The organism is Alteromonas sp. G5_S2_22_S1, from assembly GCF_054968525.1.
Genome location: NZ_JBQKUJ010000001.1, coordinates 242,510 through 259,351 on the forward strand (window position 1 = coordinate 242,510; position 16,842 = coordinate 259,351).

Consider the following 16,842-nt stretch of genomic DNA (forward strand, 5'->3'; position numbering starts at 1 on the left):
AGACCAGTTTGGAAATGCAGAGATATACACAATTTATTCACTTGCTTTCCTTGCTAAAATTGGGATTTTGGTGCGATAATTACCAACGTTTTTTGCACGGTAAAATTCACAGATTAGATTTTGGTAGTAAGCGGCTTTTTGTGCCCCTATCCAAAAAAAGTGAAACGCAGCGTTAGAAAAACAACAAACAAGACCGAATCAGCGAAAAATGACGATGCTGTTCAAACTTGTAAACGATAAAGCATGGCGCAGCGTTGGTAGCATCCGCAATGAAAAAGTGATTTTCATACCAACCTAGCTAGAGAGGCAACGACTACACTGCCGTAGAAAAGCAACCGCCATTGCTTGCGAACATAAAATAAGTTTGCCGTTAACTAACAGAATTAAATGACACGCGAGCAACAATGTTTGCTCGTATTAAAGAATACAGTAATAAGGGCTAGTCGCTCCCGACATCCTTAAAGCAGTGTGACCATAGAGATTTACTTACAGGTTCGTTTACATAACAAACGCAAGTAACATCCAGTAATTAGGGCGCTAAAAACGGCGCTAACATGGTCAACCACCAAGGATAATGCGACGTAACAACAAGGTCCCCGTCCAGCCGTGAGGTTGCGCGGTGAGGGTTTGCACATGTCACTTTAATTTTGTGTCTTAACGGCTGTACGAAAACAGAGTTAGATACAATGAAAAGAATGTTAATCAATGCAACTCAACAAGAAGAGTTGCGCGTTGCCCTAGTCGATGGGCAACGGTTGTACGATTTAGATATAGAGAGTCCAGGACACGAACAAAAGAAAGCAAATATCTACAAGGGTAAAATTACCCGTGTTGAACCCAGCTTAGAAGCAGCGTTTGTTGACTACGGCGCAGAGCGTCATGGATTCCTACCCCTTAAAGAAATAGCCCGCACTTACTTCCCTAAAGGTTACAAATTCGAAGGCCGCCCTAACATCAAAGATGTGATTAAAGAAGGCCAAGAAGTTATCATCCAAATTGATAAAGAAGAGCGCGGCCAAAAAGGCGCGGCACTAACCACATTTTTATCGCTTGCGGGAAGTTACTTAGTGCTTATGCCAAACAACCCTCGTGCTGGCGGTATTTCTCGCCGAATTGAGGGTGATGAGCGCACTGAGCTTAAAGAGTCACTAAGCAAACTTGACCTTCCAGATGGCATGGGCCTTATTGTTCGTACCGCTGGTGTAGGTAAATCTTACGAAGAATTAGAGTGGGATTTAAAAGTTCTTCTTAAGCACTGGGAAGCAATTTCAGAGGTTGCTGAAGGTCGTGAAGCACCGTTTTTAATTCACCAAGAAAGCAACGTTATTGTTCGCGCTATCCGCGACTATCTACGTCGTGATATTGGCGAGATTCTTATCGACAAGACCAGCATCTACGAGCAGGCACTACAGCATATTCAGCTAGTCCGTCCTGATTTCGCAAGCCGTGTAAAGCTTTATCGCGGTGAAGTTCCACTATTTAGTCACTATCAAATTGAAAGCCAAATCGAGTCAGCCTTCCAACGTGAAGTTCGCCTGCCGTCTGGTGGTTCAATTGTTATTGACCCAACGGAAGCGTTGACTTCCATTGATATCAACTCTGCCCGTGCTACTAAGGGTGGTGATATCGAAGAAACAGCCCTTAACACTAACCTAGAAGCGGCTGATGAAATTGCCCGTCAATTACGCCTTCGCGATCTAGGTGGTCTTGTTGTTATCGACTTCATTGACATGACCCCCGTTCGTCATCAGCGTGAAGTTGAAAACCGCATGAAAGATGCGGTAAGAAGCGACAGAGCGCGTGTACAGTTAGGGCGTATTTCACGCTTTGGTCTATTAGAAATGTCACGCCAGCGCCTGCGCCCTTCTCTCGGTGAGTCTGCGCATCACGTGTGCCCTCGCTGTTCAGGCCACGGTACTATTCGCGGGACTGAGTCTTTGGCGCTGTCTATTCTTCGCATACTAGAAGAAGAAAGTATTAAAGAAAATACAGGGCAAATTGAAGCGCAATTGCCTGTACCCGTAGCAACCTACTTACTGAACGAAAAACGTAAGTCTATTCAGCTACTAGAAAAACGTCACGGTGTAGATTTGCTGCTCATTCCAAACGCGAACCTAGACACACCGCACTACCAAGTATTGCGTCGTCGCCCTGACGATGTGGTATCTGAAGCCAGCTACGACGTTGAGTTAATGCCTGCGGTAGAAGCAGAAACTGAAACGACGACTACGACGCCAGTTAAACGCGAAGAACCTGCGCTTAAGGGCCTAGTTGCACCAACGGCTGCACCGGTTGTTGCACCTAAAGAAGAGCCAGCGAAGAAAGCTGAAGACGTGCCTTCATTATTTGCGCGTATTGGAAAGTGGATCAGCGACTTGTTTGGCTCTGAAGGTGAAGAAGAGAGCAACAAAGACAAGAAACAGCAATCTACTGACACAAATAAGAATAGAAACAATCGCAGCCGCAATAACGACGACCGTCGTCGTAAGCCACGCAATAAAAACCAGCGTCGTAATAACTCGTCTCAAAACAGAGACCAGAATAAAGACCAAGGTCGTGACGAGCAGCAGGATAATCGCAAAGCACGCGGTGATCAGCGCCAAGACCAGCGTCAAGATCAAGACGACAAGCGCAACAACAAAGGTCGCAAGCCACGTAAGGCGCAGCAGCCTCGCGACGAGCAACAAAAGCCCAAACACGAGAAGCAAGAAGGCGAACAGCAAGAAAACCAAGCGCAGAAGAAGCGTGAAGTTGCTGAACGCAGAAAGCGCCGTGACAAGCGTCGTAGCGTTCGTGTAAAGAAAGATGACAATACGCCAAGCATTGTAGAGCAAACAGAAGCGCAAGCGGTACCTGCCCAGAAGGGCAACGAAGCTGTAAAAGCACCTCAACAGGATGCAAAAGCGCAAAGTAAGCCGAAAGCTGACGCAAAGCCTCAAAAAGCGGTGAAAGCCGATGAGGTAGAAGCACAGTCAGGCAATACGGCTGCTCAGAAACAAGAAACGAAAAAACCAGCTAAAAAGCCTGTAGACAAAGCGTCTGAAGAAAAATCTGCACGAGAAGCCGACAAGGTTGAAGGCAGCCAAACAGATAGCGCTGACGCTACAGAGGCGAACAGCGAAGAAAACGGGCAAAAACGCGAAGGACGTGGTCGTTCGCGCCGTTCTCCTCGTCACGTACGTGCAGCTGGTCAGCGTCGTAAGAAAGAGTCTCAGCAAGTTGATGAAGCTGAAACACAAGCGAAGCAACCTGGCGAACTTGAGCCTCAAGAGCCAGAGACAAGCACAGTAGCTACGCAAACAGAAGCGCCGGCTGTTGAAGAAACTCAAGCACAGGAGCCCGGAAAGCTAGCGCCATCTGAAGAGCAACCAGCATCTAATCAAGAAAAGCAAGACACCGCGAACCTTGACGTTGAAGCGGTTCAAGACGAACTTCAGTTTGATGTAGAGCCTTCAGCGGGTAAGAAGCCTTTAGCGGAAGAACAGCCTTCAGCGGAAGAACAACCTTCAGCAGAAGAGACTCCTGTAGGAGGCAATACAACTTCAGCTGATGAGAACTCTGTCGCTAAAGCAGCCCCTCTTTCACAAGAAGAGGCGGTTGCAAAAGCGCAGGCTTCCACCGAGAGCAGCACCTCATCTGATGAATTAGCGTCTGAAGAGGCTGCCCCTTCTGAAGTGAAAGCGACGTCTGACAACGCGTCAGAACAAGCCGCAGAGGAAAGCGCTTCAGCATCGCCAGAGCAGGTTGAAATCAACCTTGCAGAAACAACCGAAGCAGCAGTAGAAACTAAAGCGAACGCACCGGTAGCGAAAGCGCCTGCTAAGCAACAGGTTTCAGAAACGTCAAGCTTAGCTGCAAGCGGTAAGGGTAAGCGCGGCGCATCTCATCCGATGGCGCTACCTGCTGAAGTTAACGACGCCTTTGTAGATCTTGCGTTAACGGCTAAAGCCGATAACGAACGTCCAGCGCTGGCCGTTTCGGGTAAAACAGCCGCAATGGCTCAGGCAGGCTCTCGAGCATCAGCGCCAACAACACTACCTAAGTCGGTTGACGCTAACGCAGAACCAAACGCCGACGCAGTAGCGCAATAGCTAACCCGTTTACGCTAACAGTTTGTTAGCGTTCAATTAGTAAAATGCATTAAAAGCCGCTTTCGAGCGGCTTTTTCATTAGCTAAATTATTTTGGAAAGTTGATTTTTTAATTTACTTCTTAAGGCGTGTAATGAGCGAAGTGGTAAGCGAAGCGTTTGTTCGGTGGTTAAGCGACGTAAGTGGCTGCGATGTGATAAACACCAGCATGATCCAGCCCCTATGGAGTGGCTACGGCGCATGCTTTAGGGCCCAACTAGCGACGAATTCAGCTGCCAAGCTTAAAAACGTCGCCGGCAATCATCACATTAAAGTGCCAGGAGACAACGGTATTAGGCATGTAGTGGTAAAATGCGCCACACCCCCTGATACCCTTGCTCACCCCAAAGGTTGGAATGGACAGGCCAGTGATGAGCGCAAACGCCACTCATTTCGTGTGGAAAATAGCTTTTATAGTGCATTACAGACGCTCACCGATGACACGTGTCGCACCGCCACTTGCGTAGCTGATGACCAAAAAGGCGATTCAACATTGCTTGTTATGGAAGACCTCGCCCAAAGCGGTTATACCCACACGACAATGTCACTTTCAGTAGAAAGCGCCAAAACCGTTTTAAAGTGGCTAGCCCATTTCCATGCGCGCTTTTTGAACATAAAGTTCGAGGAAAATAAAAAGCGAGTGTTGCTATGGCATGAAGGCTCCTATTGGCACCTAGCAACAAGAGAAGAAGAATATCAGGCAATGCCTGATAGCCGACTTAAGCAAAGTGCTAGGGCCATAGCTAACCGGCTTGCCAACGCACGCTATCAAACCGTAATTCACGGCGATGCAAAAGTAGCGAACTTTTGCTTTACTCCAGACTACGCCGCTTGCGCCGCCGTTGATTTCCAATATGTCGGCCATGGCATAGGCGTAAAAGACGTCGCTTACTTCTTAGGAAGTGCCCTCCCTACCCAAGCGCAAATAACACACCGTGACGCTTTGCTAGGCACGTATTTCGGTGCGCTTGAAAGCGCGCTAAATACTCGCTTATCGACAAACGATACCCTTTGCTCTTTCGACCGTGATGATATCAAGCACGTTATAGAAGAATGGAAAACCTTATACCCGTTCGCCTGCGCCGATTTCTATCGCTTTTTATCAGGGTGGAGCCCAACGCACTGGAAGATTGATGAGGAACTTCAGTATCAGACAGATATTGCATTATCTGCACTCGCAAATACGTAGTTCACCTCAATCACTCTACCTATAATAACAAGAAACATGTATAGCATCCCTTGTTTTGAAAACCTCTCGTGCTCCCTCCTATCTAGGTCAAGTGGAATACAAATAAATTGAAGGTATCGAATTAACCAAAGAGCAGGCTAAAACGGCTATTGTCACACCGCTACGTAGCCTTCCCCCACACCCAGACGTACGCGATGGCTTGCAGGCCCTAAAAGACAAGGGCTATAAACTGGTAAGCCTTACCAACTCTTCTAATGAAGGCGTGTATACCCAGTTTAAAAATGCAGACCTACTGTCTTACTTCGACGAGCGACTTAGCGTTGAAGACATTAACTTGTACAAGCCCGATACACGTACCTATGAGTGGGCTATTGAAAAAATGGGCATAGCAGCAGAAGACGCTATGTTAGTCGCGGCTCATGGTTGGGATATTGCTGGCGCTAAACAGGCCGGCTGGCAAGCTGCGTTTATCGCTCGCCCGGGTAAAGTGCTTTATCCATTGGCAATTGCACCAGATACCGTTGTAGGTGGTTTAGATGAACTGGTAACTCAACTGCCTGATGCCCAATAAATCGTTAGAACATCGACATACCGACCAGTCTAGCTAGATAAAGCCAGGGGTTTATGCCCCTGCCCTTTTCATATCAATATGGGGAATACCGTCTTCCAAGTACATCGTCGATGTGGCTTTGAATCCAAAGCTCTCGTAAAAGCGTCTTAAATACTCTTGCGCGCCAATTTCAATATCACAGCCCGGCCATAGCGCCTCACAGTGCTTAATAGCTTCGCACATAAGGGCCTTACCCGCTCCTTTCCCCCGAAAGGCTTCACTGGTCGCCACGCGGCCAATACTTACCGATGGATAACTTACGCCTTCGCCAAGTAACCGCGCACACGCCACTAGTTGATTATTTTCAAAGCCCATTAAGTGATGGGTTTGCGAATGACGGTCTTTTTCATCAAGTTCCGGATAGGGGCAGTTTTGCTCAACAACAAAGACATCGACGCGTAGCTTAAGTAGGTCGAAGAGTTGATGAGTAGTGAGTTCATTAAATGTAAGAGACTGCCAAGAAACCATGTTACCTCAATGGAATATTATCTTTAAAACGCTTATGTGCTGCGTTCATACAACTACTGCTTAGCCTTTGATGCACTAACCTTTCATCTGATTTTTCAACGAACGCTAAGCAACGCTTTTTGTACATAGTAAACAAATACATTGAGCGGGAACATACATTCACGTCTCTTTTTTATTAGGGCAGTGAAATTTAAATCGTTATTTTTGGCAACGTGCTAGTTTAGTTAGGCGATAAAAATTTTAACTTTTAAATAGCCTCGCAATATATCCGTATAGATCCTCGTTTAATCGAATTCAGAGTTTTAGGCTATAGCTTTCATCCGTTTGAATCATTAATGTGTATCTACACTATGTATTGACTAAACGACAGGTCCACCGAAGAGTATGAGCGATAAACGGAATATTAAGCAATACGGCAACCCTGCTGGCGGATGGGGTGCATTAAAAAGCGTAACCCAAAGTTGGCTCCAGAGTGAAAAGCCGCTCAAAAACCTTCGGGCCATGCTAAAAACCAATCAAGATAAAGGCTTCGACTGTCCGGGTTGTGCATGGGGTGAGTCGCCAGAAAGCGGTTTAGTCAAGTTTTGTGAAAACGGGGCGAAAGCCGTAAATTGGGAGTCAACCGGTCGCTACGTAGGCCCGGAATTTTTCGCTGACTATACGGTGAGTGCGTTGAAAAAACACACTGACTACTGGCTTGAGTCTCAAGGCAGACTAACCCACCCGGTCCGTTACAATAACCAAACCGACCGATATGAAGCCATTAACTGGGATGACGCGTTTGGCCTAATCGCTCAACACCTGAACGGGCTGAGTTCACCACATCAAGCCGAATTCTATACCTCAGGGCGGGCAAGTAACGAAGCTGCCTATCTCTACCAGCTATTCGTTCGCGCATTTGGCACCAACAACTTCCCAGACTGCTCAAACATGTGCCACGAAGCATCGGGTCAGGGAATGAAGCCCACCATAGGCGTAGGCAAAGGTACAGTCACGTTCGATGATTTCGAAAAGGCAGATACCATCTTTGTTATTGGACAAAACCCGGGCACTAACCACCCGCGCATGTTAGAGCCACTGCGCGATGCGGTGCGAAGAGGCGCCCAAGTCGTTTGCTTAAACCCGCTAAAAGAGCGGGGGCTAGAAAAGTTCCAACACCCTCAGCACCCTATTGAAATGCTCACCAATGGTTCAACGCCAACCAATACCGCTTACTTCAGGCCTGCCCTTGGTGGCGACATGGCAGTCATGCGCGGCATAGCTAAATGGCTGTTAGCCTGGGAGCAGGAAGCAAAAGCGAACAATGCCCCTCCCGTATTCGACCACGACTTTATCAATGCACATACGAATGGCATGGATGACTATTTAACTGCTGTTGAAGCGACCAGCTGGGAGCATATTGAAGCGCAGAGTGGTTTATCGAAAGAAGACATCCGCCACGCGGCAACTATGTACAAGCGCGGAGAACGGGTAATCATGTGCTGGGCTATGGGAATTACACAGCACAAACACTCTGTTGCTACGGTTCAAGAAATCGTGAATGTGCAGCTATTGCGAGGCAATGTTGGCAAGCCTGGCGCCGGTCTGTCGCCTGTTCGAGGCCATAGTAACGTTCAGGGTGACAGAACCGTGGGTATTAACGAAGTGCCGCCTAAAGCGTTACTCGACGCGCTGGAAAACAAGTTTAACTTTGTGGTACCACGAGAGAGAGGTCACAACACTATTCAAGCCATTCAGGCCATGGAACGTGGCGATGCCAAAGTCTTCATTGGCTTAGGTGGTAATTTCGCACAAGCCACACCGGATACGCCGCGCACCCACGCCGCATTATCAAAATGCGATTTAACCGTGCATATCGCCACTAAATTAAACCGTTCTCACTTAACGACGGGAAAAGATGCGCTTATTCTACCCTGTTTGGGTAGAACTGAAGTCGACATGCAGGCTAGCGGACAGCAAGGTGTTACCGTTGAGGATACCTTTTCAATGGTCCACCTCTCCTATGGACAACTACCGCCGAGCTCACCTGAACTTCGCTCGGAACCGGCTATCATTTCGGGTATCGCAAAAGCCACGTTAGGCAATACGCCTGTAGACTGGGATCATGTAGTCAGTAATTACGACAATATACGCGACCTAATTGCCGATACCATTGAGGGCTTTAAAAACTTTAATAGCAAAGTGGCGAACCCCGGGGGCTTTCATCTAGGCAATGCGGCGAGCGAAAGACGGTGGCTAACACCATCGGGTAAAGCGGAATTTGCAGCCAATACACTGCCAAGCTCGCTATTAAACGATGATGTAGTCGCTCGTGGCGAAAAACCAGACTTAATCTTACAGACATTGCGCTCGCACGACCAATACAACACCACGATTTATGGTATGGATGACCGTTACAGAAACGTGTTTGGCGCCCGTGATGTCCTTTTTGTTAACGAAAGCGATATCGAAAAACTGGGCTTCAATGACGGGGATAAAGTAGACATTACGTCTTTATGGAATGACGGAAGAACCCGTCAGATAAAGCAATTTATGTTAGTGGCTTATGATATACCCCAAGGACAAGCCGCGGCCTATTACCCGGAAACCAACCCGCTGGTACCATTAGAAAGTTATGGTGACGGAACCTTCACACCAACGTCAAAATTTATTGCGATCAAACTTTCAAAGTCCGAGTCGGATGGAGGAATTGCGGTGAATACGCTCTCGGTGAGTCATATTTAGGCACGTGGATAAGGGATACGCCATAGCGGTTGGCCCACTTAACTGATAATGCCGTAGGTGCTGAAAGGGTTACAAGCAAAGGTAATTTTGCTCTTATCGCTTTTTGCACGAGTTCTAAGCTACAGCGACTGGTTAGCACTACAAGGCAATCCTTCTGATAAAGTTTATTAGCCGCAATTGCCCCAATTAACTTATCAAAAGCGTTATGCCTTCCTATATCTTCACGACACGCAAGTACATTGCGCTCGGCATCAATATAGAGCGCGCCGTGCACTGCCCCACTTTGCTGCGCTAATGCTTGCGCTTGCGAAATTAGGTCTCGCAACCCTTCAAACCAGCTTGCTTCTGGTAGAGGCAATGGATCTACGGGTTGGAGTTGAGGCAAAGCGTTATCCAGCGCTTCGACACCACAAAGCCCACAGCCCGATGCACCTGCCAATTGCCGTTTATTTTCTTTTAACTTCCAAAAAGCCTGGTTAGCAATATCCACTTCAGCATTAATGTGCTCTTTGTGGTATGTCAACTCAATACCATAAAGCTGGCGGGGGTGCTCAATAATGTCGTTACTTAAACTGAAGCCAATAATAAAGTCTTCAATGTCTTTGGGCGTAACAAGCATTACTGCATAGTTGATACCGTTGTAACTAATGCTTAATGCGACCTCTTCAGCAAGAGTAAAACGTTGAGTTTCAGGTGTTCCATCTAAAACTAATGCGTGGTGTTCGGCGTTATATGTCATCAGGCCAATCACCTGGCGTATTAACATTAAGCCATTGTGCCTCATCCATACGGGTTATTTTTTCGTTCTGTTTTTCTTGCTCGCCATTTACCCTTTTAGGGCGCGCAAGATTAGCTTCTTCAAGAGCAATGGCTTCTAGGCTTTCTAAGAATCCCACTACACGTCGCTTGTTTTTTTCGACCAAGTAGTGCGTTAGCATGGCGTTAGTATTGTGCATAACTGACAAGTAAAAAGGCAAAAAGCGTTTTTTCACATAAACCGACCGCTGGGCTTCCCGCCCTGCTGATACTAGCGTTTTCAAAAGCTGAGGTGTCATCTGGGGCATATCCACGGGAAGGACAAGCAATTCAATAGCGCTACCTTTGCCCGCATTTGAATTACATAAAACATCCAGTGCTGCATGCACACCACCCAGTGGACCTGCATCATCAATTTTATCATTTAAAAAATTTGGCGCATTACGGCTGATTAATACCTCATCACACCCTGCAGCCTTTAATAGCGATGACGCATGCTCAATAAGCGTGCTTCCCTGATAACGCATAAGGGCTTTATCTTGTCCCATTCTGCGCGATTGGCCACCCGCTAACACTAGTCCGATAAGAGTTTTATTCACTTTATCCACTTTATGTTTCTCTCTTATCAAGCTTTCCCTCATTATTTATTCTAAAAATTCAAAACACTGCTTAGCAATAGAAAGCTAGGCCTTGATTAGGTTACACAGATTGCAGAAGGCGCGCACTAGTTCGTAGAGGCTTTTTTCTTAGTACTAACCCGAATGAAAGTAGAAACAGCCATACCGTAGCAGCCCCATCAACCGCATGAGTAACAGTAGTCAAATAACCAATATCAGCAAACGACGCAACAGTGGTGTCGCTTAGTGTAATCGGGTAAGGCCCTAAATACCCTGTCATTAAGTCCGACGAACCACCAGGCCAAGGCTCATCCCAATGACTGTTAGCAGTACCTGCTCCTCCGCCCAGCTCTACAGGAATAAAGGTGGCGTCTTCGACAAACTCACGGCGGTAGATTTCCAAAGCGTATTCTCCAGTGTAGCGCCCTGTGCCATTGTCGTAATTAGACTGGCTCCCTGCGATAAAAAAATCTGTCGTCCACAGAATGCCAAACCCGATAACATGAGCCATTTCGTGCACAATAACATCGAAAAGTGTGCCGTTATTTTCCATGTTATTAAGGTCTGCCGTATCAAAGCGCATGCGACCTTTATTCGCATAAACATAAGTACTATCGGAAAGCTGAGTAATACTAGAAGGTCCAGCATTACCTAACACCCCACCTGTACCATCAATCGGCGCTCCACTTGCCTCTATAATAATACTATGGTCAAAAGAGCTTTGAACACCTATTAAATATGATTCCCAATACGCGATTGCATCATCAAAGATGCTGGATTGTGAAGGTGTTAAGCCCCCAAGATCATTAATAGAAATTTTAAAAAGCCCTGCTTGTGTAGGAAGTGACAGACACAGTGAAACAACTACTAAAACCAACTTAGGTAAACCCATGATGGTTTCCCTCCAAATTTTAACAACCACGTGCAATACCGCTTATAACGGTGAGCAATACGAATACGCCCTACCAAATATAGTCTAGAAATCAAAAGAACGACGTTATCTTTAGTAATTTATGTAGCGGCAAAAATGAGGATTCTAAAAGTATTTCTCGCAAGAAAGATTAATAATTATAAAGCGTTACTATCAAGATAACGTTAGTAACACAATGGCTTCAAACTTGATGGTATTAAGCACGCTCAATCAAAAACGCCGTGCGAGTAGCAATACATTAAAATTTAATTTGGTTAGATAAATACTAGGTAAGATTACCCACCACCTGACTGCCTAACAACCATAAGGTGGTGAGTTTAGAAGGACTACCAGGTCAAATCGTCTGGAATTTCGTAATCGGCATACCAATCGTCTTCAGCCTCGTCTTTGCCGTCGCTACCACTTTTATCTAAGTCGGCGCGATAAATAACAGACGCTTCATCGCGCTGAGCTATTTTGTCTGCAACCGGAGTGGGAACCAGTTCGTACGCATCGTCTAGCATAACCACAGTTAAGCGACCTTTCGTCACCTGCTTGTGCATTTCTTCACTCACGTACATGCGTTTTACTACGTTGTCGTGGGTAAAATTAAGCAAGGTTTCGCCCTTACGTGGCTGCTTGTTTACGGTAATAAGTTGTCTTACTTGTGCGGCTATCGAGCGTCTTTCCCTTTCCTGTTGTTGAAGCTGATTAAGCTCTCGAGAGCGCGCTTTTTTCTCTTCAGCCGCTTGCTGCGCCGCTAATGCTGCTTCATCTACCACAGGCTGCTTTTGCTTATTTTTCTGTTTTTGTTTTTTGCGTTTATCTGCGCGCGCTTGTTTCGCAGTCGCTTTATCAGCCAATCCGGCTTTTAAAAGTTGATCTTGTAAAGAGGCCATAACTCACTCTCTATTAATGTAGTAATTAGCCTTGCATGAAATAGGTTGCAAGACCTAACAAATATTCAAGAAGTAATAAGCCCGAATAAATTCGGGCTTATTTTTTACGCTTCACAGTATTGTATTAGCTTTGAATTATTTTTTCTTCGCTTTCGACTTGGCAGCCGGCTTTTTAGCCGCCTGCTCTTGCCACTTGCCATCGTCATACCATGCTGACCAGCCCGTCGCTTTGCCGTTTTCATTTTCCGACATCACATATTGCTGCTTAGTCTTTCTGCTATATCGAACTATTGCAGGGTTTCCGTCAGGATCGGTTTTCGGCGCATCTGCAAGATAATAGAATTTTGGCGAAATTCTATCTCTAAAGCGTGCAAGTTCTTCCACTTTCGGCGCACGAGTTTCACGCGATTTAGGAAAGTTGTGGGCCGCTAAAAAGATGCCCGACGCACCGTCACGTAGCATAAAGTGAGCATCAGATTTTTCACACGGTAGCTCAGGTAAATCTACTGGGTCTTCTTTAGGTGGTGCAGCTTCGCCGTTTCGTAAAAGCTTACGGGTATTCTTACACTCTTCGTTGGTACAGCCAAAGTATTTACCGAATCGACCGTTTTTAAGCTCCATATCGCTGCCGCACTTATCGCATTCGATAATCGGGCCGTCGTAGCCTTTAATTTTAAAGGTACCCGCTTCAACCAAGGTTCCATCACAGGTAGGTGTATTACCACAAACGTGTAACTTACGGGTTTCATCTACCAAGTAACTGTCCATGGCAGTGCCGCATTTAGGACACCGCTTTTTAGAACGAAGGGCTTCGGTTTCAAGCTCTTCTTCGTCATCTACCTTAACGACTTCATCGCCAGGCGTTAAGTTCATAGTATTCGTGCAGCGCTCTTTAGGCGGCAAGTTATACCCAGAACAACCTAAGAATACACCCGTTGACGCGGTTCTTACGTTCATTTCACGGCCGCATTTGTCGCACTCAATACCCGCTGGTATCGCCTGATTTAGGCGCATACCGCCTTCTTCAGGATCTTTCTCTGCGTTTAGAAGCTTACCGTAAAACCCACTGTAGAATTCATTGAGTACGTCTTTCCAGTCTTTGTTGCCTTCAGCAATATCATCGAGATGTTGCTCCATGTTGGCCGTAAAGTCGTAACTCATTAAGTCGTCGAAGTTTTCCATTAAACGATCGTTAACGATCTCACCCATTTTCTCGGCATAAAAACGCTTGTTCTCTAAACGTACATAGCCGCGGTCTTGAATGGTTGAGATAATACTCGCGTAGGTCGACGGGCGGCCAATGCCGCGTTTTTCCAGCTCTTTTACCAAAGACGCTTCGTTAAATCGTGCCACTGGTTTTGTGAAATGCTGCTTAGGATCAAGTGCTTTCAAGTCAAGCACATCGCCTTTCTGCACATCTGGCAACATTAATTCTTCATCGCCTTTTTTGCGAAGCTGTGGCTGCACGCGCGTCCAACCGTCAAACTTAAGTACACGGCCTTTGGCGGTTAGCTCGTAATCACCCGCCGCCACTTTGATGGTGGTTGCGTCGTACTTCGCTGGCGTCATTTGACAGGCCAAAAATTGTCGCCAAATCAACTCGTAAAGACGCTGAGCGTCACGTTCCATATCACCTAAACTAGCAGCGCCGATATTAACATTAGACGGGCGAATCGCTTCGTGCGCTTCTTGCGCGCCTTCTTTGCTGCCGTAGCGAATTGGGGAATCTGGTAAATACTTGTTTCCGAAATTATCGGAAATATACGCTCGAGCACTGTCTAGCGCTTCTTGACTCAAATTTGTCGAGTCGGTACGCATATAGGTGATGTAACCCGCTTCATAAAGACGCTGCGCCATCATCATGGTTTTCTTAACACCAAAGCCTAGTCGCGTACTTGCCGCTTGCTGTAGTGTAGACGTGATAAACGGCGCTGATGGGCGGCTTTGCGTTGGCTTCGATTCGCGGCTTTCTACCGTGTATTTCGCACTTTCTAAATCAGCCAGCGCTTTGTCGGCTTCTGCCTTATTTTTTGGCTTAAACCCGTTGCCTTGATACTTAGCCACCAGCATCCGTAGTGCCGCTTTTTCTTGACTGGTCAGGTCGGCGTGCACATCCCAAAACTCTTCCGGCACAAACGCTTTAATTTCTCGCTCGCGCTCCACCACTAAGCGTACTGCTACCGATTGAACACGGCCTGCAGATAGGCCTCGGGCAATCTTTTTCCAAAGCAGGGGCGACACCATAAAGCCCACAACACGGTCTAAGAATCGGCGTGCTTGCTGCGCATTGACACGAGATATATTTAGCTCACCCGGGTCTGAAAACGCATCTTGAATCGCGTTTTTGGTAATTTCATTAAACACCACACGCTGATACGTTTTATCTTTTTTACCCAGCAACTCCTGCAGATGCCAAGCGATGGCCTCTCCCTCGCGATCCAAATCGGTTGCGAGATAAATGGTGTCTGCGTCTTTCGCTAATTTTTTAAGCTCGTTAACGACTTTTTCTTTACCTTGTAATACTTGGTAGTGCGCTTTCCAGTCTTTCTCTGGATCCACACCCATTCTGTCTACAAGTTTCAAATATTCATGACGTCGAAGGTATTCTTGACGCGCTTCTTCGCTTAAAGTTTTGAGTTCTTTAGCCGGTTTTTTAGGCTCTACTTTGCCTAACGCCTTCGTTGGAAGATCTCGCACATGGCCAACCGAACTTTTTACGATAAAATCTTTACCAAGATATTTATTTATCGTTTTTGCTTTGGCTGGTGACTCGACTATGACCAGTGATTTTGCCATATAATTGAACTAAACCTATTGATTTTAAATGACTATTTACGTCAATTTCTGAAATTTGGAGTAACCTTGCACTATATATAGGGTACTCGCTCTTTTTTAACATATATCTACAAAGTGAATGGAAAACAAGATCTTCTTCATACTTATTCTTCACTTCGCTCTAATCGCACCCAAATTCTGTACAATAAACAACCAGCGCGATTGGCATTGCCCTTAAAAGCCGTATAATGCCAGCCATTCCAACCTAGCCTAACAATGGTTACAGGTTCAAAAAGTGCATCGTTTAACTTAGCGCTACCGATTGTAAATATGGCTGTCGATGACAAACACTTCCGTCATATGAAGTATAAAAGTAGCACATAGGTCAAGCGTGGAAACACCAATAATGAGGGAAAGTATGAAGCAGTTTGAAGTTAACTTTGACGGTCTAGTAGGCCCAACCCACAATTATGCCGGTTTGTCTTTCGGTAATGTGGCTTCCCTGAACAACGCCAATGCAGTAAGTAGCCCTAAACAAGCAGCTAAACAAGGCTTGGCTAAAGCGAAGGCCCTAGCTGATATGGGTATGATGCAGGGTGTGTTAGCACCGCAAGAGCGCCCAGATATTGCAGCACTGCGCCGCCTTGGCTTCACCGGTAATGATGCACGTGTGCTAGAAAGCGCTGCAAAGCAGTCTCGCGAGATTTTTCTTGCTTGTTGCTCTGCCAGTAGCATGTGGACCGCAAATGCTGCCACTGTGTCTCCTAGCGCCGATACTGCCGATGGACGTGTCCACTTTACCCCTGCAAACTTGACGAATAAGTTTCACCGTTCGCTCGAACCACAAGTGACAGGTAATATCCTGCGTGGCACCTTTGCCAATGAAAAACACTTCGCTCACCATCATCACCTGCCAGACAACGAACATTTTGGCGATGAAGGTGCAGCCAACCATACGCGACTTTGCAGTAACTATGGACAAGCTGGCGTAGAATTGTTTGTTTATGGCCGTCATGCTTTTGATACCAGTAAGCCTGCGCCAACAAAGTACCCTGCCCGTCAAACCCTTGAAGCATGCCAAGCCATTGCGCGTTTGCATGGTCTGAATGACGATGGCGTAGTTTACATGCAGCAGAATCCAGACGTTATAGACCAAGGCGTATTCCACAACGACGTCATCGCTGTAGGTAATCAAAACGTGTTGTTCTTCCACGAACAGGCGTTTTATCAAAAAGACGCGGGCTTAAAAGAACTTCAAGCAAAATTTGGCAGTAAGCCACTTCATTTCATTGAAGTTCCAACGTCAGAAGTGTCGGTATTAGACGCGGTTAAAACTTACTTGTTCAACACCCAAATCATTACCCTTCCAAATGGCGACATGACCATTATAGCGCCAACCGAATGTCAGGAAAATGAAGCGGTTAAACGCTACTTAGACAAGGTGGTAACGCTAGGCACGCCCATTAAGTCGGTCAACTATTTTGACGTTAAACAAAGCATGCGCAACGGTGGCGGCCCGGCTTGCTTACGCCTGCGCGTAGCAATGAACGACCAAGAGCTTGAGGCCGTTAATCAGAACACATTAATCAACGACACTCAGTTTGCTCGCTTAAACACATGGGTAGATAAGCACTATCGCGATGAATTACGCGAGGATGACTTGCGCGACCCGCAGTTGCTAATTGAATCTCGCACCGCCCTAGATGAGCTTACGCAAATTCTTAAGATTGGCTCGGTTTACCCGTTCCAGCAGGGGTAAATGATA

10 protein-coding genes and 1 pseudogene are annotated in these 16,842 nt (G+C 46.4%); 5 read left to right on the forward strand and 6 right to left on the reverse strand.

The window, feature by feature from the left end; translation table 11 throughout:
* Positions 1–686: 686 nt before the first annotated feature.
* From rne to ACTRWF_RS01180, 3 genes and pseudogenes are all read left to right on the forward strand, one after another.
* A complete protein-coding gene (gene rne / locus ACTRWF_RS01170) occupies positions 687–4,091 on the forward strand; it encodes a ribonuclease E (RefSeq protein WP_012518201.1) in 3,405 nt (1,134 codons plus the stop codon).
* A gap of 132 nt (positions 4,092–4,223) precedes the next feature.
* Positions 4,224–5,318: a phosphotransferase gene (locus ACTRWF_RS01175; protein WP_012518200.1), complete on the forward strand. Its 1,095-nt coding sequence runs from the start codon at positions 4,224–4,226 to the stop codon at positions 5,316–5,318.
* A 115-nt stretch (positions 5,319–5,433) separates the two neighbouring features.
* Positions 5,434–5,889, forward strand: a pseudogene (locus ACTRWF_RS01180) (HAD-IA family hydrolase); the annotation flags it as partial.
* 51 nt (positions 5,890–5,940) lie between these two features.
* Here the strand turns inward: ACTRWF_RS01180 and ACTRWF_RS01185 are convergent.
* The gene (locus ACTRWF_RS01185; RefSeq protein ID WP_012518198.1) at positions 5,941–6,396 is read right to left on the reverse strand and encodes a GNAT family N-acetyltransferase; all 456 of its coding nucleotides are present in this window, start codon (positions 6,394–6,396) and stop codon (positions 5,941–5,943) included.
* Positions 6,397–6,780: 384 nt separating this feature from the next.
* On the opposite strand from ACTRWF_RS01185, the gene ACTRWF_RS01190 reads away from it, so the two are divergent.
* A complete protein-coding gene (locus tag ACTRWF_RS01190) occupies positions 6,781–9,120 on the forward strand; it encodes an FdhF/YdeP family oxidoreductase (RefSeq protein WP_012518197.1) in 2,340 nt (779 codons plus the stop codon).
* Here the strand turns inward: ACTRWF_RS01190 and fdhD are convergent.
* The 5 genes from fdhD to topA form a co-directional block, all read right to left on the reverse strand.
* On the reverse strand, positions 9,053–9,859 hold the full coding sequence (gene fdhD / locus ACTRWF_RS01195) for a formate dehydrogenase accessory sulfurtransferase FdhD (protein ID WP_012518196.1): 807 nt from the start codon (positions 9,857–9,859) through the stop codon (positions 9,053–9,055). The genes ACTRWF_RS01190 and fdhD overlap by 68 nt on opposite strands.
* Positions 9,849–10,475, reverse strand: coding sequence for a molybdenum cofactor guanylyltransferase (gene mobA / locus ACTRWF_RS01200; protein ID WP_232363035.1), 627 nt, complete (start codon positions 10,473–10,475; stop codon positions 9,849–9,851). Before mobA ends, fdhD begins: the two co-directional genes overlap by 11 nt.
* A gap of 100 nt (positions 10,476–10,575) precedes the next feature.
* A complete protein-coding gene (locus ACTRWF_RS01205; protein ID WP_012518194.1) occupies positions 10,576–11,385 on the reverse strand; it encodes a leishmanolysin-related zinc metalloendopeptidase in 810 nt (269 codons plus the stop codon).
* A gap of 365 nt (positions 11,386–11,750) precedes the next feature.
* Positions 11,751–12,302 carry a DUF2058 domain-containing protein gene (locus ACTRWF_RS01210; protein WP_012518193.1) on the reverse strand — a complete coding sequence of 184 codons (552 nt, stop codon included), beginning with the start codon at positions 12,300–12,302 and terminating at the stop codon, positions 11,751–11,753.
* A 135-nt stretch (positions 12,303–12,437) separates the two neighbouring features.
* Positions 12,438–15,098, reverse strand: a complete 2,661-nt coding sequence (topA, locus tag ACTRWF_RS01215; protein WP_020744912.1) for a type I DNA topoisomerase — start codon at positions 15,096–15,098, stop codon at positions 12,438–12,440.
* Positions 15,099–15,495: 397 nt separating this feature from the next.
* Between topA and astB the strand changes: the two genes are divergently transcribed.
* On the forward strand, positions 15,496–16,836 hold the full coding sequence (gene astB / locus ACTRWF_RS01220) for an N-succinylarginine dihydrolase (RefSeq protein WP_015067035.1): 1,341 nt from the start codon (positions 15,496–15,498) through the stop codon (positions 16,834–16,836).
* Positions 16,837–16,842: the final 6 nt, after the last annotated feature.